The sequence below is a fragment of the Desulfosoma sp. genome (genome assembly GCF_052743555.1).
The window spans coordinates 104,145-124,995 of the sequence record NZ_JBRAHS010000011.1 but is presented as its reverse complement, the minus strand read 5'-3'; the positions used below and the strand labels follow the sequence as shown (position 1 = coordinate 124,995).

The following is a 20,851-nucleotide window of genomic DNA, read 5'->3' as shown; positions in this document are numbered from 1 at the left end:
GGATTCAACCCGAACCCGCACATGTTCCGGCCGATTCGACCATTCCCCCCACTTTTTACGGCGGCTCCCATGCGCCATGCTCCGAAAGCCGCCTATAGGCAGCAATAAACGTCTTCTCTCGGCGCTCAATCCATTGCGCACGTCTCTTTCGAAGGGACCGCCTGCTCGCGGTCCGAGAATCAGACGGTCGAAGGCCGTGCCTTTAAAAGCGCAGGCGCCGAAAATGCTCAAGCCACAACGGCGCTCGCGCGCCGCCTCGCGCCATGCGCCGCTTTCAAAAAAAGGCTTCATGGCCACGGACCGCATAAGGCGCCTTCGTTCAGGCCCTTACGGCGCCGGTGCGCCGCGTCCTGTGGGAATCAAGCGCATGATGTCGTTGTAAAAGACGAAGACCATGAGCGCAATCAGCACGGCCATGCCCACCTTCTGCGCCATTTCCAACTGCCGAACACTCAACGGGCGCCGCCGCACCGCTTCGATGATAAAGAAAAACACATGCCCTCCATCCAACACGGGAATGGGCAAAAGATTCAATACGGCCAGGTTGATGCTGATGAGCCCCATGAAGTGCAGAAAGTTCATCAATCCTTCCTGGGCTTGCTGGCCCGCCATCTGGGCGATGAGAATGGGCCCTCCCAGCGTTTCCATGGGCAGCACCCTTTGAACGAGCTTGACAATGGTGAGGAAAAACAGCTTGGTGAGACTCCAGGTCTGCTTGAGGCTGTAAAAGACGGCCAAAAGGGGATGGACTTTTTCCACTTCAAAAGACCCGGAAGCCGTGATGCCGATAACGGGCCTTTGCAAAGGTTCCCCGAAAATGTTTTTCACTTCGCGAATTTCCGGCGTCACGTGAAAGCTCAGCCGTTGTTCTGCCCGTTCCACCACAATCTCTAAAGGCTTGAGCCCTTCCCTTTGAATGGTTTGTGAGAGATCATCCCAGGATTGGAGTTTTCGGCCGTTGATTTCCAGAACCTTGTCCTTGGGCTGCAGACCTGCTCGAGCCGCCGGTGAATCGGCCGCCACGGTTCCGATTTCCGTATTGAGCCGAGGAAAGCCGTAGACGGCGAAAACCACGGTAAAGAGCACGACACCCAGGACCACATTGGCCAGAGGACCCGCCACGACGATGGCAAGCCTTTTTTTCACGGACTGATGCGAAAAGCTGCGCTCCCGATCCGAGGCTTCAACCTCTTCTTCGCGGTCTTCACCCAGCATTTTCACGTAGCCGCCCAGAGGCACCAGGGACAGGCAGTAGTCGGTTTCACCTCGCTGAAAGCCTATCACTCGAGGCCCAAACCCGAGGGAAAAGCGCAGCACTGTGACCCCGAGCTTTCGCGCGGCGAGAAAATGACCCAATTCGTGAATAAAGATGAGGACTCCCAGCACAACGACTGTGGAGACAATGGTCGTCACCACGATAAATTCCTCCTGTGCATTATGGATCGCCGTGCGCCGCTCCGGCCGCCCCACGGCGTTTCGCATCGGGCTTCAGCGTCACACGGACAGCTCTTGGCCTTTCGATTCTGGAGCCGAGCCGTTGAGCACCCTCTTCGCTTCGCGGCGAGCCCAACAGTCCGCCGCTTGAATCCTTTCCACCGTGTCCGCCGGGCCCACCCCATGGGCGTCCATTACTTGAGCGATGAGTCGTGGAATGTCCGTAAACGCCAACCGGCCGGAAAGGAAAGCTTCTACGGCCGCTTCGTTGGCGGCGTTCAGAACCGCCGGCATGGTGCCTCCCGCGCGCGCGGCGCGATACGCCAGATTCAGGCATGGAAAGGTTTCCAAGTCCGGTGGATAGAAAGTCAGGGACCGCAAGGCGAACAAATCCAACCGAGGCGCTTCCAGCGGGAGCCGTTCCGGGTAGGAAAGGGCATAGGCGATGGGGATTTTCATGTCAGGCATGCCCAACTGAGCGATCACGGACCCGTCCACATATTCCACCATGGAATGGACGATGCTTTCAGGGTGAATGTGCACGGCGATTTGGTCCACAGGAACGCCGAAAAGCCAATGGGCTTCGATGACTTCCAGCCCTTTGTTCATGAGGGTGGCGGAATCCACGGTGATTTTGGGTCCCATGGACCAGTTGGGGTGGCGCAGGGCCTCTTGGGGCGTGACCGAAGCCAGTTCCTGCACGGTTTTCCCAAAGAAAGGTCCTCCGGATGCCGTGAGCAAGAGGCGCTTGACGGCCGAACGGGCATTGCCCTGAAGCGCCTGAAAAATGGCGCTGTGTTCGCTGTCCACGGGAAGAAGGCGCGCTCCGGTGGCCTGCAGGCTTCGCGTGACCACTTCCCCGGCGATGACCAGGGTTTCCTTGTTGGCCAAAGCGATGTCTTTTCCCGCCTTCACGGCCGCCAAAGTAGGCAGCAATCCGGCGGCACCCACAATGGCCGAAACCACCATGTCCACTTCATGGTGGTCGGCCACACGGCAGCACCCTTCCTGGCCCCATAGGATCTCCAGCTTGCTCAACCCGGCCGGAAGAAGCTTTTTCAGCGCCAAGGCCGTCTTCCGATCCTGCACGGCCACACAGCGGGGCTTGACCTTTACAATTTGATCCCGAAGCCGATCCACATTGCGTCCGGCAGCCAACCCGATGATTTCAAACCGATCGGGAAAAGCGCAAGCCACTTCCACGGTGTTCACGCCGATGGATCCCGTGCTGCCAAGAACGCTCAACCTTTTGCGTCGCCGTCCCATGGAATCCGTCAGTGCCACCCCTGTCCGTAAATCCAAACGGTGGGAAAGGCAAAAAGCAGACTGTCCAGGCGATCGAGCAGTCCGCCGTGGCCGGGAAGAAGGCGGCTGGAATCCTTGCAGCCCGCCATGCGTTTGAGCATGGATTCCATTAGATCTCCCGCCTGCCCCACCAGTTCGGTCAGTATCGAGAGGACAAAGAGAGCCGCCGAAGAGGCTCCCGTGTCTCTAAGAAAAATCAGGCCGAAACCTGTGCCCACCAGAGCCGAAGCCACCAAGCCACCCAGGGCTCCTTCCACTGTCTTTTTCGGGCTCACTGCCTCATAGAGCTTTCGTCGCCCGATACTCTTTCCTGTATAATAAGCGCCCACATCACCTGAGACGATCACAAAAAGCACAAAAAACACCCAGGCTCGACCCTCTTCCAACGCCCCCAAAAGCAGCACAAAGGACAAGGGCAGCGCCACGTACAACCATCCGCTCAACGTGATGAGCCCTCGGTGGCACGCATCTCGAGTGAGAGGAGGCATGGCGAGGTACTTTGCCCACAGGGCAAAGACGCTGGCCACCGCCGCCACCAAAAGGCCTTTGGGACCGAAAAGCCAGGCCGAAGCCGGAAACACAGCCCCTACGCTCAGAGAAAAGGCCAGTTCTCCGGGCGCGGCTGCCGGTTTCTGCAGCATGGTTTCGTATTCCCAAAGCCCCATGAGGGCCGCCGCGGTCACGCCAAGGGCCCACAGCCACAGCGGCCCGTAGAGCAGCATAGCCACCAGGGGAACCGCCAGGGCCAAGCCCGTGATCCATCGCTTTGCATGAGAGCTCCATCGGCCGTCATCCACGAGAGCGCCTTTTTTCAGAATGGGGATTACATTCAATATGGGACGCGTCCCCCCCTCGACCTTTCATTCCATGAAAGCGGCCTCGACAGAGGCTTCACGGCGCCAGTCTGAGAAGGCGTTTTTATGGCCGTTTCCGTTCCATTCTATAGGAGCGTTGCAAGGCGCGATCTCCACAAGGACCGGCATGGTCATGAAATCCGCGCTGAGGTGGGATCGCGCCTTACACCGCTTCCACCGCTTCCCACCCAAGGGGCGCGGTCAAACCATTATCCGCGAGCTCCTCGCCGACCTCATCGGCCCACAGGCCATTTCAAGGCACCCATGGCCTGAACCACCCCCTTGAATGACGCTGGACCGACTTCACATTCTTCAGACCAAAGGCGCAAAGGCTTCTTGGGCCACTTGTTCACTGGTCTTGCCGAAACGCCGCTCCCTTTTCTGGTAGTCTCGCAGCGCCTTCACAAATTCCTGTTCGCGAAAGTCCGGCCAGAGGGTGTCCGTGATGTAAAGTTCGGCATAGGCAATCTGCCACAAAAGAAAATTGCTCACCCGGTATTCCCCGCTGGTGCGAATGACCAAGTCCGGATCCGGAATGTCCGCGGTGAAGAGATAGGAACCCAGAAGTTCCGGAGTCATTTCCTCAGGCCTTCGCGCACCGCGCCGAACATCTTCGGCAAACAGGCGCGCCGCACGAGCCAGTTCATGCCGCCCGCCGTAATTGAGCGCCAGATGCACCGTGAGTTTGTCAAAGTGCGCCGTGTCGTGCATCAGGGCCTGAAATTCGGCATACACATCTTCAGGAATGCCGTCGGGATCGCCCAGGTGACGGACGCGGATTTCATTTTCCATCATGCGGGGCCGCTCTGAGCGCAGAAATCGCCGAAACAGTTGCCACAAAGCCTGAATTTCCTTTGGCGGCCGCTGCCAGTTTTCTTTGGAAAAGGCGTAGAGGGTCAGATGAGGAATGCCGATTTTGCGGGCGGTTTCAATGACGGCGCGCACCGATTCCGCCCCGGCTTCGTGACCGGCCACGCGGTTGAGAAGCCTTCTTTTCGCCCACCGGCCATTGCCATCCATGATGATAGCCACATGCCGAGGCAATCGATGGGGATCCAGTCCTTCCATGACATGTTTTTAGATCTCGAGGATTTCTTTTTCCTTGGCGGCGCTCAGTTCGTCAATCTTTTTGATGAAATCGTCCGTGATTTTCTGAACCTCCTCCTGGGCCTTAAACTGTTCGTCCTCGGAGATCTCTTTTTCCTTCTTAAGGTCCTTGATGATTTCGTTGGCGTCGCGGCGGATGTTGCGCACAGCCACCTTGGCCTCTTCGGCCATCTTTTTCACCAGCTTGACCAGTTCACGACGGCGTTCCTCGGTCAAAGGCGGCACGGGAACGCGGATCACCTTTCCGTCGTTCACGGGGGTCAGGCCCAATTCCGATTTCATGATGGCCTTTTCCACTTCGGCGATGCAGCTCTGATCCCACGGCTGAATCATGATGGTTCTGGGTTCGGGAACCGTCAATGTGGCCAGCTGATTCAGCGGCGTCGGCGTGCCGTAGTATTCTACACGAATGCCGTCCACCAGCGACACGGACGCTCGACCCGTGCGTAGCCTTTTAAATTCCTTTTCCAGAGTGCCGATGGCTTTGTGCATGCGGTCTTTGGCGTCTTCAAAGACTTCGTTGAGCATTCGAGCCTCCCTGCACCAGGGTCCCCACGGGCTCCCCTGTGACGACCTTCAGAATATTGCCGCTCTTCCTCAGGTTAAAGACGATCACGGGCAGATTGTTGTCCCGAGCCATGGAAATGGCAGTGGCATCCATCACCTTGAGGTCTTTTTGCAGGACTTCGTCAAAGGTGACGCGATCGTACTTGCGGGCCCCGGGAACCTTCACCGGGTCGGCATCATAGACCCCGTCCACTTTTGTGGCCTTGAGCAGCACGGCGGCTCCGATTTCCACGGCCCGTAACGCCGCCGCCGTGTCCGTGGTAAAGAAGGGCAGACCCGTGCCCGCTGCAAAGATGACGATGCGGCCTTTTTCCAGATGCCGAATGGCCCGACGCCGAATGAACGGCTCAGCCACTTCCTTCATGTCGATGGCCGACTGCACTCGAGTGGCCACACCCCGTTTTTCCAGGGCTTGCTGCAGCGCCAGGGCGTTCATGACGGTGGCGAGCATGCCCACGTAGTCCGCCGTCGCCCGGTCCATACCTTGGGAGGCGGCGGAGACACCGCGAAAGATGTTGCCGCCACCGATCACCAAAGCCATTTCAACCCCCAAACGGTGCACATGAGCGATTTCCTCGGCAAATTCTTCCATGAGTTTGGGTTCGATGCCGTAGGAATGGTCGCCCATGAGGGCTTCACCGCTGAGTTTGAGCAGCACGCGTCGGTAAATGGGGCGTGGTGTCTCGGTCATGGTTTTAAGCCCCGAGCTGGTAGCGCACAAAACGGCGAATGACAATGCGTTCGCCTGTCTTGGCGATGAGTTCGTTCAGGTAGTCGGCAATGGTTTTGTCCGGATCCTTGACAAAGGCTTGTTCCATCAGGACGTTTTCCTCGTAGAACTTGCGCATCTTGCCGTCCACCATTTTTTCCACAATATTGGCCGGCTTTCCGGACTCCTTGGCCTGTTCCACAAAAATGGCCCGCTCCCGCTCCACCACGTCCTGGGGCACGTCTTCGCGTTGAATGCCCAGCGGGTTGGTGGCCGCAATGTGCATGGCCACGTCTTTGACGAAGGTCTGAAAGTCTGCGCTTCGGGCGGCAAAATCCGTTTCGCAGTTCACTTCCACCAAAACGCCGATCTTTCCGCCGGCATGAATGTAGGCATGCACCACCCCTTCGGTGGCTTCACGCCCGGCCCGCTTCATGGCCACCGCTAGACCTTTTTTGCGCAACAAATCCACGGCCTTTTCCATATCGCCGCCGGTTTCCTGCAGGGCCTTTTTGCAGTCCATCATGCCGGCGTTGGTCTTTTCCCTCAGTTCCCGCACCATGCTCGATGTGATTTCCACAGAACCTTCCTCCTCAATCTTCCACATGCTCTTAGTCGTCTTCGGCGGTGTCCATGACAGGGTTGATGATTTCCACTTCCGGACCGCCCTCTTCTTCCTGCAGCAGCATGCCCGCCGGCACCTCTTCCAGCGGCTCCAGGTCCTTGTCACCCATGGCCTGGCGCGATTCTTCAAAGAGGGCACGACCTTCCAGGCAGGCATCGGCGATACGGCTGGTGATGAGCTTGATGGATCGAATGGCGTCGTCATTGCCCGGAATGGGGTAATCGATGACGTCCGGATCGCAGTTGGTGTCGATCATGGCCACCACCGGAATACCCAACCGATTGGCTTCCTGAACGGCGATGCGTTCCTTTTGAGGATCCACCACATAGACGGCGCCGGGCAGCCGCGTCATGGTCTTGATGCCTCCCAGATGGCGTTCCAGCTTTTCCCGTTCCCTGGCCAGCTTCAAGACTTCCTTTTTGGGAAAGCGGTTGACGCTGCCGTCTTCAAACATGGCGTCCAATTCTTTCAACCGATCGATGCGCAGCTTGATGGTCTTGAAGTTGGTGAGCATGCCGCCGAGCCATCGATGATTGACGTAATGCATACCGCACCGTTCCGCCTGCTCACGAATGGTGTCCTGCGCCTGCCTTTTGGTGCCCACAAACAGAACGTTTTCTCCGGCCGAGGTTGCGTCGACCACAAATTGGTAAGCAACGCGGAAAAGCTTGACCGTACGCTGCAGGTCGATAATGTAGATGCCGTTGCGGGCCCCAAAAATGTAGGGTTTCATTTTGGGGTTCCAGCGGCGGGTCTGGTGCCCGAAATGGACACCGGCTTCCAAAAGCTGCTTCATGGAAATGGTGGACATGGGAACTCTCCTCCTTTTGGTTTGGCCTCCATCCCGCGTAAAAACGCCGGACCCTTGGGGTCCGGGCACCAAAAGGGGCGGGATGTGCGGGCTGAGCTGAACCGACGTTCTTTATCACAAGGGTTTTTCACGGCGCAACCAAAATTCTTTTGAAGAAAGGACATTCCCCCATGCATTCCTGGCTTCCGGAGCTGGAAACGCTCATCCGCACCGCTGGCGACGCGGTCCTGAACGTGTACCATTCCGAATTCGCCGTGACCACCAAAGACGACCGCACACCCCTCACCGTGGCCGACCAGAGGTCCCATGCCATTCTTGTCGAGGGTCTTCGCCGAATCACCCCCGACATTCCTGTCCTTTCGGAAGAAGGGGCGACCATTCCCTACGAAGAAAGAAAGGCCTGGGCCCACTTTTGGCTTGTGGACCCTTTGGATGGCACCAAGGAATTCATTCGCCGAAACGGGGAGTTTACCATCAACGTGGCTTTGATCGAAAACGGTCGGCCCGTGCTGGGATTGGTGCTGGTGCCCGATTTGAATCGCTTGTTTATCGGGGACGTCTTTGACGGCTGCGTGGAAAAGAGGGCTCATGGCATGCGTCGCCTTCGCATGGAAGAACCCGACCCCACGCAGCCCATGGTCTTGGTCGCCACGCGATCGCATCCCACGCCGGAGATGGAAACCTTTTTCCGCCATCTGCCCGCCCATGAGCGGTTGCCCAGGGGCAGCGCGCTGAAGTTTTGCGCCGTGGCTGCCGGAGAAGCACACTGTTATCCGCGGTTCGGCCCCACATGGGAATGGGATACGGGCGCAGGCCACGCCGTGGTGGAAGCCGCCGGCGGCGTGGTGGTGGATCCCCATGGAGAGCCCCTGCGGTACAACAAACCGGATCTCATCAATGGATACTTCCTGGCGGGCCCGAGCCTGGCGTGGATGAAGGCCGCAGGCATTTTGGCCGCCGCCAGAGCCGTCTGTCCGTAATCCGTGGAACGGCTTTGAGCCACATCACGTCCGCCTTTTCCGATCATTTAAAATAATAGGCGGCTCAGAACGCTGCGCTTCGTGAACCGCACATGCCCTTTTAGAAAAATGCGTGGCGGCAGGCGAACGGCCGCCTGATTGCTCTGTTCAGTTTCTGCGGAGTCTGACACTTGTGAAGGTTAGAAGGAAATCGCTGCAATTCCGGCTTGACAGAGCGTCAAGAGGCGTGCTAGCAAGCTTATGTTTTCTTTCGTTATGGGTGCGGGCAGGTTCAGGAAGAGAGGCGCAGTGAGACGCAACAGAGCATCCATGGCGCCGAGTGAAAAACGGCGCGAAGGGTCATGGTGGTGGCAGGCCTGGAAATGAGCCTGCCCACTGAGGATCTTTGATAGTGATGAAGATCGAGAGCCGTGGGTGAGGCTCCCTCCCCATGGCTCTTTTTGTCGTGCAGAAAAAGGCCATGGGGTGAACCTCATGGCTTTTTTGTTGTCCTGATGCTTTCAACACACACAGCAAGGAGGAGGTATGGAACAGATCAAAGTGCTTTTGGACGAAAAGGAAATGCCCCGGCAGTGGTACAACATTCAGGCGGACCTCGCCACACCCCTTCGGCCGCCGCTGCATCCCGCCACGGGCAAACCCATCAGCCCGAACGATCTGGCGCCCGTCTTTCCAATGAACCTCATCGAGCAGGAAGTATCCACAGAGCGGTGGATTCCCATTCCAGAACCCGTGTTGGAAAAGTACGCTCTGTGGCGCCCCACGCCGCTGTATCGCGCTCGAGGTTTGGAAAAGGCTTTGGGCACGCCTGCCAAAATTTTCTACAAGAACGAGGGCGTAAGCCCTCCGGGATCCCACAAGCCCAACACGGCGGTGGCTCAAGCCTATTACAACAAGGTATTTGGCATCAAACGGCTGTCCACGGAAACCGGAGCGGGCCAGTGGGGCAGCGCCCTGAGCATGGCCTGCCAAATGTTCGGGTTGCAGTGCCGCGTTTTTATGGTCAAAGTGAGTTACCATCAGAAGCCGTATCGCCGCAGCATGATGGAGACGTGGGGAGCGGAATGCATTCCCAGCCCCAGTGACCGGACGCAAGCCGGACGAAAGATCCTGGCGGAGCATCCCGATTCTCCCGGAAGTCTGGGCATTGCCATCAGCGAAGCCATCGAAGATGCCGTGGGGAATCCTGAAGCCCGCTATTCCCTGGGCAGCGTTCTGAACCACGTTCTGCTGCATCAGACCATTATCGGGCTGGAAGCGCAAAAACAAATGGAAAAGCTCGGCATTTACCCCGACGTGGTCATGGGCTGTGCGGGAGGTGGAAGCAATTTTGCCGGCCTTTGTCTGCCTTTTGTGCGCGACAAGATCCACGGCAAAAAGGTGACCATCGTCGCCGCCGAACCCACCAGCTGCCCTACGCTCACCAAAGGCCATTTTCGCTACGACTTCGGCGATACGGCCATGACCACGCCGCTGCTGGCCATGCACACGCTGGGCCACGACTTTGTGCCCGCTCCTATCCATGCCGGCGGTTTGCGCTATCACGGCATGGCGCCCATTGTGAGCCATCTGCTGGAGGAAAAGCTTATCGAGGCTCGCGCCTTTGACCAGGTGGAAACCTTCACCGCCGGCGTCCAGTGGGCTCGCGCGGAGGGCTTCATTCCCGCACCGGAAACCAACCATGCCATCGCCGCCGTGGTGCAGGAAGCGCTGCGCGCCAAAGAAGAAGGCCGGGAAAAGGTCATTCTGTTCAACTGGAGCGGTCACGGCTACATGGATATGGCCGCCTACGATGCCTTTCTTTCGGGAAAGCTCACGCGCTACGAATTGCCGGAAGAGGAAATTCGGCGGGCTCTGGCGGCCACCGACGCTTTTCCCAAGCCCTGAGCTCTGGAAAACCCCACAGGACTCGGTATGGAAGACCACGATATTTTGGCACGAGTAGAAGCTCTGGAAACCCGTTGCCCCAAGTTGGGACACCAGGTGCCCTTTGCCTATTGCCGAAAAGAATCCGGCGCCTTGCCCTGTTCCAGGGCTCTGGTGTGCTGGAGCCCTCGGTTTCCCGTCGCATTGGTTTTGAGGAAATATCTCGGCGATGAGGCCTATGAAGCGGCTTTTGCGGCACCACCCAAAAGCCGCATCCAGAGCCTCATGGAAGCCATTGAAGCCGCCAAGGAACGCTGCAGCGAAGCACCAAGCGGGCCGTGAACACATCGGCCGACCGCAGGCGGAAATCGAACAACTCGGGCCATCGGCGGGGGACTCGCAAGCCCATTGAGCAGCACCGGATACAGCAGCGGTTCGTCGCGCCGCCTTGGCATGCCCCAGCGCAGGTTGTTGCCTCAAGGAGGGCGCTGCCTGAAAGCGGGCCCTGGGCCCGAAGAAATAATCGTTGTCGAGCCTGACTGAAGAAGCGCCGCCCGGCGTTATCGGGCGCCGCGGCGTGCGCCCGTCGCTTGAGAGATTTTATTCCACAAAGGATCTAAAGCCCGTTTGAGAAGGCGCTTTGAGGATTCTCCTGTTTTGATGGTGCATCTTCGGCGCCCACGTTTTCCAAGGGACAGTCTTCGACCTTCCGCCATGGCTCGGAAGGAGCGCCCTAACCCGGTGGAAAAGCAACGGCGCGCCAGAAGACGGTCCCTGCGTTGGAACGTATGCGCTGGCAGCATTGCCGTGAAAAGGCCTTTTTGGACAGGCTTTGGCATTCAGAAGAGGAGCCTTGCATGCGCGGAAAATCTTTTATCAAGAAAAAAAAGGCCGTCGTCGTGCAGATCTGCCTTTTGTGCTACCTTGGGGCCCTGGCGCCCGCCTCTTCCTTCGCCTACGATCTGCCTCCCGTCAACCTTGGGTTCACCAGTTTTCTGGACGGCGCACCACCTGCCGGTCCTGGATTGTATTTCGCTCAGTACCTTCAATACTGGACCAGCGATGCCTTTCGCGACAAGGACGGCCATCGTCTTTTTCCCAAGGTCGTAGATGAGGATCTGAGCGTCTGGATCAGCCTCACCCAATTCATTTACCAAAGCAACCGGGCCCTTCTTTTGGGCGGCAAATGGGGACTGGACGTCATCATTCCCTATGTGGACGCCGATCTGGACGAGGACATCGAGGCCCCTTTGCCTCAGGCCAACAGTGCAGGCTTCGGAGACCTGCTCATCGGCCCATATCTGCAGTGGGATCCCATCATGGGCCCGGCCGGACCTCGGTTCATGCATCGAGTGGAGTTTCAGTTGATCTTTCCCACAGGAAAATATGATGCCGATCGGGAAATCAATCCGGGAAGCCACTTCTTCAGCTTCAACCCCTATTGGGCCGCAACCCTTTTCTTCACGCCGCGATGGACGGCCAGCACCCGAATTCATTACCTTTGGAACGCCAAAAACACCGACCCCAACCGAGCCTTCGGCGACGCCGACGACACCCAGGCGGGTCAGGCCGTCCACTTGAATTTCGCCTCAGCCTATGAAGTGATTCCTCAAAAATTGCGCCTGGGCCTCAACGGCTATTACCTCAAGCAGATCACCGATACGCAGGTGGACGGCAAGGACCTCAAGGACCGCAAGGAACAAGTCTTCGCTCTAGGGCCCGGTTTTGTCTTGCATTTTTCCAAGGACACCCACTTTTTCCTCAACCTCTACCTGGAAACCGCAGCGAAAAACCGCCCTGAAGGAGAGCGGCTCAACTTCCGTTTCGTCCAGCATTTCTAAAGACCGACACCGGGGCGTCATGCTGATGCGGCGACGTCCCGGCGCTTTTCCGGCGGCACGTATTCGCAGTCCAATTTTCCGCAGTAATCGCCCACGTACTCTGCCTGGGGACGATAAAGGGCGGGTTTGCCCTGAGCGTCCCCGAACTTTTCTTCGATGATGTGGGCACACCATCCGGCGATGCGTGAGGCCGCAAAGATGCATGTCATGAGATCCCCAGGAAAGCCCAGAATGTGGTAGACGGACGCGCTGTAAAAGTCCACGTTGGGCTGGATCTCAGTCTTGCCCCGGGCGCTCAATTCGGCCAAAGCGGCTTCTTCAACGGCATGGGTCAGCTCGGGCCAAAGCCGCTGCCCGATCTTTTCCCCCAGTTGAAACGCCAGTTGTTTCAGAATCTTTGCTCGAGGATCCATGGTCTTGTAGACGGCATGGCCCATACCCATAATCCGTTCTTTGCGATCCAGTTGATGGCGCACCCACCCGGGAATGTCGGTGATGCCGTCGGCAACGATTCTTTGCAGCATTTCCATGACTCGAGCGTTGGCGCCACCGTGAAGTTCCCCGGACAGCGCCCCCACACCCGCGGCCACTCCGGCATACATGTGCGCTCGAGTGGACACCACTTCCCGGCAGGCAAAGGTGGACGCGTTGAAGGTATGATCAGCGTGCAGAATGAGGCAGATGTCCATGACGCTGGCTGTTTCAGCATCGGGGACGATGCCGAAGGTCTGCCACAGGAAATTGGCGGCGTGGGTGAGGGTGTCGTCGGCCGGCAACACGTCAAGGCCTTGTCGAATCCGATGCCAGGCCGCCACCACGGCGGGAAGGCGCGCCACGAGGCGAACCGCTTTTCGAAGATTGGCCTGGCGGCTTTCATCAAGGAGGTCCGGGTCATCCATGGCCAAAAGAGGTACGGCGGCTTGCAGGGCATCCATGGGATGCGCCGTTTTGGGCCATTGCCGCATCGTTTCCACAAGGAACGCAGGCAGATGGCGAGCGGCGCGAAGATCCTTTTCAAAGCCCGCCAACTGTTCCACAGTGGGCAGGGTTTCGTAAAGAAGCAGAAAAGCCGTTTCGGGAAAAGTGGAATTTGCAGCCAGATCCTCGATGCGGTAGCCTCAATAAATCAACACGCCGCGTTCCCCGTCAATGTAACTGATTTTGGTGTCGGCCACCGCGATGCCGCGCAGCCCGATGTTTTTGGTCCGGACGATCCTTTCGGCCATGGATACCTCCTTTGAATCCGCTGCGGGTGATCATCTGCGCACGGCAACGGATCGAGGTCCTCAAAGGGCCGGCCTTTCTTTCCGCCGCCGTGCCGTGGCTGGACATTACGCACCTAAAATAAATCGTCCGGCCCATGCGGCAAGAAGCCCGCCCACATATCGAGCATCCCGTTTGTCGGAAAGCAAGTGGTCCGCTCCGGCCAGCGCGATGAAGCTTTTGGGATGCCGCGCCGCGTGAAAGATGCGCTCCCCGTTTTCCACGGAAACCACCGCGTCTTCCGGAGCGTGCAACACCAAAAGAGGCCGATTCAGAAACCGCACGCGCTCTGCCACCACATCATCGGAAGTTTCTTCCAAAAACCCGCGGCCCACTCGAACCGTTCTGCCTCCCAAAACGATTTCCACAGCGCTGTCGCGCTGCAACGTGTCCCGATACGGGCGCAGCAGTCGAGCCACATGGGTCGGATTGAACGGGGCGCCGATGACGGCCACCGCTTGACACGATGCCACGGACGATGCAGCGTACAGAACCGCCGCTCCGCCCAGGGAATGCCCCACGAGAAGACGCGGAGCCAGGCCCTTGCGGGCGAGAAAGGCGGCTGCCGCTTCCACATCGTCCACATGGGAGACAAAGCCCGTTTCGGCAAAATCGCCTTGGCTTTCTCCAAGGCCTGTGAAATCGAATCGAAACACGGCGTATTGAGCGTCGGTGAGAGCCCGCGATAGATGCACGATTGCGCTCAGGTTTTTGGAACAGGTAAAGCAATGGGCGAAAAGGACCACGGCACGAGGCGCCCCTTCAGACGGCCTGTCCAACCGCCCGGAAAGCCTGTGCCCTTGGGCGTTTTCAAAATTCAGGGATTCCACTCGCATGATCATCGGCCTCTTGAGCGAAGGTGCGCTGCGCCGCGTCGTACCGATGAACGGCCGACAAAGCTTTCACACACGGCGCCGTGCAAGGTCCGGTTCGCCATGCGCGCGGCCGCGACATGCGCCGCTCATTGAAAAGCCGTGGAACGGCCGCCTTGTCGGAAGAAAAGCGATGCCCACGCTTAGGCCTCAACGTCCCGACGCAACACCTGACGCATGACGGCGGCGACCGCTTTTTGGATTCCCGGCTTTTCGCTTTCGCGGGGGCCCGCCACATTGAGCACGCGAATGCCGTGGCTTTGTCCCCAGCATCGAATATGGCGGGCCATGGCGTGCAAATCGAGCGCCCCGTCCAAGGACACCACCAGACAAGGTTTTTGATGCTGGTGGGCCAAACGAATGGTCAGGGCCGTGCCTCCCGTGGCTTTTCCTCGACAAAAGACCAGCGTGCCGTCGGAATCCAGCACGTTGGCTTCCGTTCGTGCCTGATACGCCGAGGAAACGTGCTCCTGCAGGGGATAGCGATCGGGTATGCGCCCATCTTCGGCTCGGCGCCCTTTGGGGCACCAACCGCCGCAGGGGTGCCCAAGACTCAGCGCCGCGTCCAAAGCACCCCGGTCCACTCCGGTTTGTCCTCCGGAGATAATCTTTTCAAAAACGGGGTCGTAGACGTTCATTGATGAACTTTCTCCAAGCGCGGCGCGCACGGTCCCATAAGCCTGTTCGAGAATAGTGTTTCGGCGCTGTTTTCTTTTCATTCTCTGGGAGCACCGCAAAGCGCGATCTCCGCATGGACCCAGATGGTCATGGAACCCCCGCCGGCCTGGAGTCGCGGCGCGCGCCGCTCCTCCAACATCGGCTCCCCATGACGCAGTCAAGCCGTTGTCGGACGAGCGCCCAGGACCACTCGAGCCACCGTGACGGCACCGACCCAGGCGGCACCGGCGCCTTTCAAGGCATCGGCGCATTCGCTCAGGGTGGTTCCCGTGGTGAACACATCGTCCACAACCGTCACCTTTCGGCCTCGAACCGCTCGTTCATCCACCACCTCAAAGGCCCCGCGCACATTGCGCAACCGTTCCGCACGTGAAAGGCGCGTCTGCGGCCGTGTGAAGCGAGTTCGCCGAAGAAGGGAAAGGTGCACAGGCCGGGAACAACTTCGAGCGGCGAAACGCGCCACCAGCGCGGCCTGATTGAAGCCCCGCCGCCGCACTCGGCGCAGGTGCATGGGCACAGGCACCAACAGATCACACTGGTCCAGCAGAGCCCGAGTGGGCGCGTGATGCGCGATGAGGCGGCCCAGGGCCGGAGCCCAGTGCAGTCGGCCGCCGAATTTGAGCTGCAAAATGCCGCGCCGAACAGCGCCTTCATAGAGGGCTGCGGAGCGGGCCGCATCAAAGCGATAGTGCCCTTGCAGGCATTCGCCGCACAGATGATCGGGCATCGCCTCGGTACGGTCGTAAGGCCGTCCGCACGACGGGCACAAAGGTGAAAGAATCCAAGGCACGGCATCCAGGCATTCAGGACACCAGGGTGATCCTGACCCCAGCCCGCCCATGGAGCCGCAGGCAGCGCACTGTGGCGGGAACACTTGATCGGCCAGCCATGCCAAAGCCCTTTTGAACCCCTTGAGCTGGTGCCAAAGACGCGACACTCCACCCCCCATGCCGCCCCTTACAGGACCAGACGCTCGATGACGGCATCGGCAAACTGAGAACACTTCACTTCCTGAGCTCCGTCCATCAAGCGCGCCAAATCGTAAGTGACAATCTTGTCCGACACGGTGTGTTCCAAGGCCTTTTCCACAAGGCGGGCCGCTTCATGCCAGCCCAGATGGTCCAACATCATGGCTCCGGACAAAATGACGGAGCTCGGGTTCACCTTGTCCTGGCCGGCATATTTGGGTGCCGTGCCATGAGTGGCCTCAAAGAGCGCACATTGATCTCCGATGTTGGCGCCGGGGGCCATGCCGAGCCCGCCCACCTGAGCCGCCAAAGCATCGGAGAGGTAATCCCCGTTCAAGTTCGGCGTGGCCAGCACGTGGTATTCTTCCGGACGAAGCAGGGCTTGTTGGAACATGGCGTCCGCAATACGATCCTTGATGACGATCTTTCCCGGCGGCACGCGACCGTTCCATCGCTCGTGCACGTCCTCTTCGGTGACGGTTGCTTCCGCGAATTCTTGAGCGACCAGTTCATAACCCCATTGGCGGAAAGCCCCTTCAGTGTATTTCATGATGTTTCCCTTGTGCACCAGGGTCACCGTGGGCCGGCCATGCTGAAGGGCATAGCGAATCGCGCGGCGCACCAGCCGCTGCGTGCCGAACCGGCTGATGGGCTTGACGCCGAGGCCCGCTTCTTCCCGCACGCACACACCCATCTCTTCACACAAGAAGGCTCGAAGTTTTTCCGCTTCCTTGCTTCCTGCAGGCCATTCGATGCCCGCGTACACATCTTCGGTGTTTTCTCGAAACACCACCATGTCCACCCGTTCGGGATGTTTCATGGGTGACGGCACGCCGCGCACCCATCGCACGGGCCGCACGCACGCGTAAAGGTCCAACACTTGGCGAAGGGTCACGTTGAGGCTGCGCATACCGCCGCCCACGGGCGTGGTCAGCGGACCCTTGATGGCCACGATGCACCGGCGAATGTCTTTCACGGTTTGGTCCGGAAGCCACTGGCCGGTGCGAGCAAAAGCCTTTTCCCCCGCCAATAGTTCTTTCCACACGATCTCGCGGGATCCTTCATAAGCCACCCGCACCGCCGCATCCAACACTCTCTGGGCCGCCGCCCAAATGTCCGGGCCTGTGCCGTCGCCTTCGATGAATCCGATCACGGGTCGCAACGGCACGTGAAGGCGCCCCTGATCATCCACACTGATCCACTGTCCCTGATTTTCCTTCGTCTGCACCTCTGAGATCCTTTCCCGATTCACGCTGACGATTCACATGCTGCACCGCATGGACACCAGAACCCACGGCCCGGCCTGAAGGCGTTTTTCTTCACGAAACCCCAGAGCGCGGTATGGAGCCGTGACCTGGGAAACGTGTTCTTCCAGCAGACCACACAGGCCAAGCCTTCCACCGGGCTCAACCTTATGGGCCAACACCTGCGCCATAGCCGTTAAGGGTCCCGCCTGAATGTTGGCCACCACCACGGCAAATCGTCCGGGAATCTTTTCCGCCGTGCCGGCCACAAAATGCACCGATGCCGCCTTGGGGTTCAAGGCCTGGTTCGCCTTGGCAATGGCAACGGCTTCGGCATCGTTGTCCACACCCACCACGGGTTGAAATCCGAGAAGCGCTCCAGCCATAGCCAAAATGCCCGAACCCGTGCCCACATCCAAAAGAGACAATGAAGGCACGTCCGGCTCTGCGGCCGCCATGTCTTCAAGCCATTCCAGACACAGGCGCGTGGTTTCATGATGGCCGGTGCCAAAGGCCATGCCGGGATCTAGGGTGAGCACCAGATCGCGGCCCTGCGGCGTGTAGGACTCCCAGGTGGGCGTGATCACCAGACGCCGCCCGACTCGAAGCGGTTTGAAGCCTTCCTTCCACCGCGCGTTCCAATCCGTGTCCTCGCAAAATCCATAGCTGACGGCACCGATCCATGGCAAGCCCACTGACGCTCGAAAGGCTTCCACCGTCTTTTCCAAAACATCCTTCCAGTCCGAATCCGTCGAATCCGCGGAAAGATAAAGCCGCACTACGTCGTCTTGCACCTGGACGCCGACACCGAAGGTTTGTGCCAAAACCCCCGCCAGTTCATCGCATGCCGACGTCGGGCACGGCACATCCGCAACCCACCATCCCTTAGGCACATTCACCTCCTTGAAGGGAAACGCATTCCGTGCTTTTCTTCGAATCCTTTCGGTGCTACCAATGTGTGCTTGAACCGCATTTTCGCACACGCCGCTTGAGAACCGTGTCCGACAATGGTTTGGCCGCGTCCTTTGGGCTTGCGGCTGTAGGAGCGCATCACGGCACGATCAGGCCGCGGCGTGCGCCGCTCTCCTACAGCAGGTGTTTTCAGAGGACCTGCTGAGCCACCTTCGCGGCGTGGGTTGCATGCAAAACGAAAGGACACAGCAACTCTTCCCTGCTCACGGCCCAACAGCGCGGCACTCGCCGGAAGAGCATAGCAAAACAGTTTCCCATTGAGGAGGATTTCATGTCCGTCACGGCCATTGTTCCCGCCCGCTACGCTTCCAGCCGATTTCCGGGAAAACCCCTGGCGCTGATTCTTGGAAAACCCATGATTCAGTGGGTGGTGAAGCGCCTTGAGTCCTGTGCGAGTCTGAACCGCATTGCAGTGGCCTCCGATGATGAGCGCATTCTGAACGTGGTGCGTTCGTTGGACGTAGAGGCTGTCCCCACGCGCTCGGATCATCTCAGCGGAACGGATCGGCTGGCCGAGGCGGCGCAAAAGCTGGGCCTGACACCCACCGATTGGGTTGTGAACGTTCAAGGGGACGAACCCGAAGTCGATGCGGCTATGGTGGACAGCCTCGTGCGCACGGCCTTGGAACATCCCGACACACCCATGGCCACCCTGGCCTATCCCACCGATGATCGGGAAGCTTACATGGATCCCAACGTGGTCAAGGTGGTGACGGACCTAAACGGCCGGGCCTTCTATTTTTCACGAGCCCCCATTCCCCATCGGCGGGACGCAGGCCCAGAGCCCCTGCGCTTTCTCAAACACCTGGGGTTTTATTGCTACCGAGCCGATTTTCTGCAGATCTTCGCCGCCCTCCCGCCGACTCCCTTGGAACTGACGGAAAAACTCGAACAACTGCGGGCTCTGGAACACGGCTACTCCATTCAGGTGGGTCTCTCCCCCAAGGACTCCTGCGGTATCGACACGCCGGAGGATCTCATGCGATTGGAAAGCCGTTGGCACAAGGGCCCGTCCTGAGGGGCCGTTCAGAATCGCCCCACGTCCTCGCCCACTTCACCTCACGTGCGGACAGGCAGAAGTCGGTCCATTCGACAAAATCAACCAATGCGCGACGAACAAAGCGCTCAAACGCGGCCCTGCGCTGGGACGTGCGGGTTCGAATGTCAAGGAAAGGCATTCTCGGACACGCTCTGGCGAGCTTGTTCGAGAACACCTTCCGCTGGATCGGCGCAAGCCGCAATGCCTTATCGCGCCTTGCGGTGCTTCGGCGAAACCGCACGGCCAAAGCATTGTCGAACAAGCGCTGAGGTGCCTGGCCCCAAAGGCCGCTTTTCGGGGACCCCGATGCGTGGGAACGATACCGACGACACATCGGTTATGAACAAGGGTTTAACGGGTCAAGGCGTTTTTCACCGAGGCCCGGCAAACGAAAGGTGCAGCTGTAAAGTTTTGCGGGGGCTTTGGCTCGGCCGAAGGCGTCGATATCCTCCAGAAATGCCAGGTAGGCCTCCAACGTCCACGCCGCTCCAGAGCGTGAAGACTGCTCTTCGGGTACTTTCCACAAACCCAAAGGCAATACGTCTTCCAACTTCAGCCGTTTCGGCGCGTCAGGACATGAGCTGCTCATAGCGTTCCTCCAGGCCGTAGTGCACAAAGATTCTTCTGACTTCCTCTAAATTAACGCCATCCAACCGCATAAGATATTCCACATCGGCCATTTCACGAAATGTTCTGGAGGGATCATTTTTCATGGCAAAAACCTTAAGGGCAATGAGGTGTTCGGGCTTGACCACGGGCAGATCCTTCTTGCCGAGAGCCACCCTGTTTTGAACCGATGAAAAGATCTCGTCGGCCGTCTCACCGCTGACATACACAAAATCCACTCTGCCCAACCCCTGGAGAGGGTGCACGTGGTTTGAAAAGCCATTAGACACGGCAATGGTTTCATAGCCCAGCGATTCAAGGAAAGCGATCAACGATCCTTGGGCTTCGCTTCTGACCAGCACGTCCAGGTCGGCTGTGGCCCGCACATAGCCATAAGCGTGCAGGGCAAAGGCCCCAATGAGGGCGTAATCCATCCGATGTTTTTCAAAAAAAGACACAAGAAGCTCAAGGATCTGACAAAACTTCATTGTCCCGGTCGCTCCCTTTTTCGGGTCCATGCTCCTCACGTCTCGTGCTGTGTTAAAATTTGTGTGTTTGATTACACTCGGCCGCCAGAGGGCTCAATGTCTTTCTGCCCATGCTCGCCTTTTTTGCATGAATCCCCCCTGGGGTCGAGGATCATTGCAGGAAGGCCGCGAGGGCAAAAAGATCTCGCGGCTCAGGGCGCTCTCAGCCACGGCGAGGTTGCCTGAATGCCTCCCAGAGGGTTCGCGAGACATGGGCCTTGTCAGAGGAAATTTTCTCGATAGAATGACGCGATTTGGAAAGAATCCACCCCGGTGCGCTCGGGTAGCACGAACCTTAGCGTCGCGGCGGGCACGAAGTTTCAAGGGCACTTTGACTTAGAAGGCGGGCGTTCGCCTGGTCTTCATGGCGAATGCAGTTCCAACCTTTGCGGGTAAGAAGGACCGTGTCGAACAAGCTCTCGGGAACGCATGCCAGGACATACCATAAAGGAGCGGCACACGTTGCGCTTAGGGCTCGCGGGATGCGGTGCTCCCACAAAATCACGCCGCCAAGGACGTCGAAAACCACGATCTTCTGCACGCCTCGGCGACGGCACGAAAAACTCTTATAAAAGAAAAGATG

The 20,851-nt window shown here is 58.6% G+C and carries 20 protein-coding genes and 1 pseudogene; 5 read left to right on the top strand and 16 right to left on the bottom strand.

The window, feature by feature from the left end; all coding sequences use genetic code 11:
* Positions 1 to 327: 327 nt before the first annotated feature.
* From rseP to rpsB, 8 genes are all read right to left on the bottom strand, one after another.
* Positions 328 to 1,482, bottom strand: a complete 1,155-nt coding sequence (gene rseP / locus ACUVSA_RS09015; RefSeq protein WP_445894553.1) for an RIP metalloprotease RseP — start codon at positions 1,480 to 1,482, stop codon at positions 328 to 330.
* A gap of 12 nt (positions 1,483 to 1,494) precedes the next feature.
* Positions 1,495 to 2,700: a 1-deoxy-D-xylulose-5-phosphate reductoisomerase gene (locus ACUVSA_RS09010; RefSeq protein ID WP_445894566.1), complete on the bottom strand. Its 1,206-nt coding sequence runs from the start codon at positions 2,698 to 2,700 to the stop codon at positions 1,495 to 1,497.
* A gap of 8 nt (positions 2,701 to 2,708) precedes the next feature.
* Complete coding sequence (locus ACUVSA_RS09005; protein WP_445893229.1) at positions 2,709 to 3,536, bottom strand: phosphatidate cytidylyltransferase; 828 nt, start codon at positions 3,534 to 3,536, stop codon at positions 2,709 to 2,711.
* 369 nt (positions 3,537 to 3,905) lie between these two features.
* Positions 3,906 to 4,661 carry an isoprenyl transferase gene (locus tag ACUVSA_RS09000; protein ID WP_445894552.1) on the bottom strand — a complete coding sequence of 252 codons (756 nt, stop codon included), beginning with the start codon at positions 4,659 to 4,661 and terminating at the stop codon, positions 3,906 to 3,908.
* Between the two features lie 9 nt (positions 4,662 to 4,670).
* Positions 4,671 to 5,228 (bottom strand): ribosome recycling factor, encoded by a 558-nt coding sequence (gene frr, locus ACUVSA_RS08995; RefSeq protein WP_445893251.1) that lies wholly within the window; start codon positions 5,226 to 5,228, stop codon positions 4,671 to 4,673.
* Positions 5,209 to 5,958, bottom strand: a complete 750-nt coding sequence (gene pyrH, locus ACUVSA_RS08990) for a UMP kinase (protein ID WP_445893252.1) — start codon at positions 5,956 to 5,958, stop codon at positions 5,209 to 5,211. Before pyrH ends, frr begins: the two co-directional genes overlap by 20 nt.
* A 4-nt stretch (positions 5,959 to 5,962) precedes the next feature.
* On the bottom strand, positions 5,963 to 6,583 hold the full coding sequence (gene tsf, locus ACUVSA_RS08985; protein WP_445894551.1) for a translation elongation factor Ts: 621 nt from the start codon (positions 6,581 to 6,583) through the stop codon (positions 5,963 to 5,965).
* Between the two features lie 4 nt (positions 6,584 to 6,587).
* Positions 6,588 to 7,412, bottom strand: coding sequence for a 30S ribosomal protein S2 (gene rpsB, locus ACUVSA_RS08980; protein ID WP_445894550.1), 825 nt, complete (start codon positions 7,410 to 7,412; stop codon positions 6,588 to 6,590).
* Positions 7,413 to 7,582: 170 nt separating this feature from the next.
* Here rpsB and cysQ point away from each other — a divergent pair, with 170 nt between their 5' ends.
* From cysQ to ACUVSA_RS08960, 4 genes are all read left to right on the top strand, one after another.
* Positions 7,583 to 8,392 (top strand): 3'(2'),5'-bisphosphate nucleotidase CysQ, encoded by an 810-nt coding sequence (gene cysQ, locus ACUVSA_RS08975; protein WP_445894549.1) that lies wholly within the window; start codon positions 7,583 to 7,585, stop codon positions 8,390 to 8,392.
* 525 nt (positions 8,393 to 8,917) lie between these two features.
* Positions 8,918 to 10,279, top strand: a complete 1,362-nt coding sequence (locus tag ACUVSA_RS08970) for a TrpB-like pyridoxal phosphate-dependent enzyme (protein ID WP_445894548.1) — start codon at positions 8,918 to 8,920, stop codon at positions 10,277 to 10,279.
* Positions 10,280 to 10,306: 27 nt separating this feature from the next.
* Positions 10,307 to 10,600 carry a hypothetical protein gene (locus ACUVSA_RS08965; protein WP_445894547.1) on the top strand — a complete coding sequence of 98 codons (294 nt, stop codon included), beginning with the start codon at positions 10,307 to 10,309 and terminating at the stop codon, positions 10,598 to 10,600.
* A 515-nt stretch (positions 10,601 to 11,115) separates the two neighbouring features.
* The gene (locus tag ACUVSA_RS08960; protein WP_445894546.1) at positions 11,116 to 12,099 is read left to right on the top strand and encodes a SphA family protein; all 984 of its coding nucleotides are present in this window, start codon (positions 11,116 to 11,118) and stop codon (positions 12,097 to 12,099) included.
* A 17-nt stretch (positions 12,100 to 12,116) separates the two neighbouring features.
* On the opposite strand, the pseudogene ACUVSA_RS08955 reads toward ACUVSA_RS08960, so the two are convergent.
* The 6 genes and pseudogenes from ACUVSA_RS08955 to ACUVSA_RS08930 form a co-directional block, all read right to left on the bottom strand.
* A pseudogene (locus ACUVSA_RS08955) lies at positions 12,117 to 13,325 on the bottom strand (citrate/2-methylcitrate synthase).
* Positions 13,326 to 13,430: 105 nt separating this feature from the next.
* Positions 13,431 to 14,204: an alpha/beta hydrolase family protein gene (locus ACUVSA_RS08950; protein WP_445894545.1), complete on the bottom strand. Its 774-nt coding sequence runs from the start codon at positions 14,202 to 14,204 to the stop codon at positions 13,431 to 13,433.
* A gap of 173 nt (positions 14,205 to 14,377) precedes the next feature.
* A complete protein-coding gene (locus ACUVSA_RS08945) occupies positions 14,378 to 14,872 on the bottom strand; it encodes a putative molybdenum carrier protein (RefSeq protein WP_445892622.1) in 495 nt (164 codons plus the stop codon).
* A 197-nt stretch (positions 14,873 to 15,069) separates the two neighbouring features.
* On the bottom strand, positions 15,070 to 15,861 hold the full coding sequence (locus ACUVSA_RS08940; protein WP_445892602.1) for a ComF family protein: 792 nt from the start codon (positions 15,859 to 15,861) through the stop codon (positions 15,070 to 15,072).
* Between the two features lie 8 nt (positions 15,862 to 15,869).
* The gene (gene icd, locus ACUVSA_RS08935) at positions 15,870 to 17,108 is read right to left on the bottom strand and encodes an isocitrate dehydrogenase (NADP(+)) (RefSeq protein WP_445894544.1); all 1,239 of its coding nucleotides are present in this window, start codon (positions 17,106 to 17,108) and stop codon (positions 15,870 to 15,872) included.
* 33 nt (positions 17,109 to 17,141) lie between these two features.
* A complete protein-coding gene (locus ACUVSA_RS08930; protein ID WP_445892604.1) occupies positions 17,142 to 18,017 on the bottom strand; it encodes a 50S ribosomal protein L11 methyltransferase in 876 nt (291 codons plus the stop codon).
* A 350-nt stretch (positions 18,018 to 18,367) separates the two neighbouring features.
* On the opposite strand from ACUVSA_RS08930, the gene kdsB reads away from it, so the two are divergent.
* Entirely contained in the window at positions 18,368 to 19,114 is a 747-nt protein-coding gene (gene kdsB / locus ACUVSA_RS08925) for a 3-deoxy-manno-octulosonate cytidylyltransferase (RefSeq protein WP_445894543.1), read from the top strand.
* Between the two features lie 358 nt (positions 19,115 to 19,472).
* Here kdsB and ACUVSA_RS08920 read toward each other — a convergent pair whose 3' ends face one another.
* Positions 19,473 to 19,724 (bottom strand): hypothetical protein, encoded by a 252-nt coding sequence (locus ACUVSA_RS08920; RefSeq protein WP_445892606.1) that lies wholly within the window; start codon positions 19,722 to 19,724, stop codon positions 19,473 to 19,475.
* Positions 19,705 to 20,175 carry a hypothetical protein gene (locus ACUVSA_RS08915; protein WP_445894542.1) on the bottom strand — a complete coding sequence of 157 codons (471 nt, stop codon included), beginning with the start codon at positions 20,173 to 20,175 and terminating at the stop codon, positions 19,705 to 19,707. Before ACUVSA_RS08915 ends, ACUVSA_RS08920 begins: the two co-directional genes overlap by 20 nt.
* Positions 20,176 to 20,851: the final 676 nt, after the last annotated feature.

Coding starts and splice junctions, on each gene's coding strand:
- rseP (WP_445894553.1), bottom strand. CDS start 1,482: ATGCGAAACGCCGTGGGGCGGCCGGAGCGGCGCACGGCGATCCATAAT.
- ACUVSA_RS09010 (WP_445894566.1), bottom strand. CDS start 2,700: ATGGGACGGCGACGCAAAAGGTTGAGCGTTCTTGGCAGCACGGGATCC.
- ACUVSA_RS09000 (WP_445894552.1), bottom strand. CDS start 4,661: ATGGAAGGACTGGATCCCCATCGATTGCCTCGGCATGTGGCTATCATC.
- frr (WP_445893251.1), bottom strand. CDS start 5,228: ATGCTCAACGAAGTCTTTGAAGACGCCAAAGACCGCATGCACAAAGCC.
- pyrH (WP_445893252.1), bottom strand. CDS start 5,958: ATGACCGAGACACCACGCCCCATTTACCGACGCGTGCTGCTCAAACTC.
- tsf (WP_445894551.1), bottom strand. CDS start 6,583: ATGTGGAAGATTGAGGAGGAAGGTTCTGTGGAAATCACATCGAGCATG.
- rpsB (WP_445894550.1), bottom strand. CDS start 7,412: ATGTCCACCATTTCCATGAAGCAGCTTTTGGAAGCCGGTGTCCATTTC.
- cysQ (WP_445894549.1), top strand. CDS start 7,583: ATGCATTCCTGGCTTCCGGAGCTGGAAACGCTCATCCGCACCGCTGGC.
- ACUVSA_RS08970 (WP_445894548.1), top strand. CDS start 8,918: ATGGAACAGATCAAAGTGCTTTTGGACGAAAAGGAAATGCCCCGGCAG.
- ACUVSA_RS08965 (WP_445894547.1), top strand. CDS start 10,307: ATGGAAGACCACGATATTTTGGCACGAGTAGAAGCTCTGGAAACCCGT.
- ACUVSA_RS08960 (WP_445894546.1), top strand. CDS start 11,116: ATGCGCGGAAAATCTTTTATCAAGAAAAAAAAGGCCGTCGTCGTGCAG.
- ACUVSA_RS08950 (WP_445894545.1), bottom strand. CDS start 14,204: ATGATCATGCGAGTGGAATCCCTGAATTTTGAAAACGCCCAAGGGCAC.
- ACUVSA_RS08945 (WP_445892622.1), bottom strand. CDS start 14,872: ATGAACGTCTACGACCCCGTTTTTGAAAAGATTATCTCCGGAGGACAA.
- ACUVSA_RS08940 (WP_445892602.1), bottom strand. CDS start 15,861: ATGGGGGGTGGAGTGTCGCGTCTTTGGCACCAGCTCAAGGGGTTCAAA.
- kdsB (WP_445894543.1), top strand. CDS start 18,368: ATGTCCGTCACGGCCATTGTTCCCGCCCGCTACGCTTCCAGCCGATTT.
- ACUVSA_RS08920 (WP_445892606.1), bottom strand. CDS start 19,724: ATGAGCAGCTCATGTCCTGACGCGCCGAAACGGCTGAAGTTGGAAGAC.
- ACUVSA_RS08915 (WP_445894542.1), bottom strand. CDS start 20,175: ATGGATTACGCCCTCATTGGGGCCTTTGCCCTGCACGCTTATGGCTAT.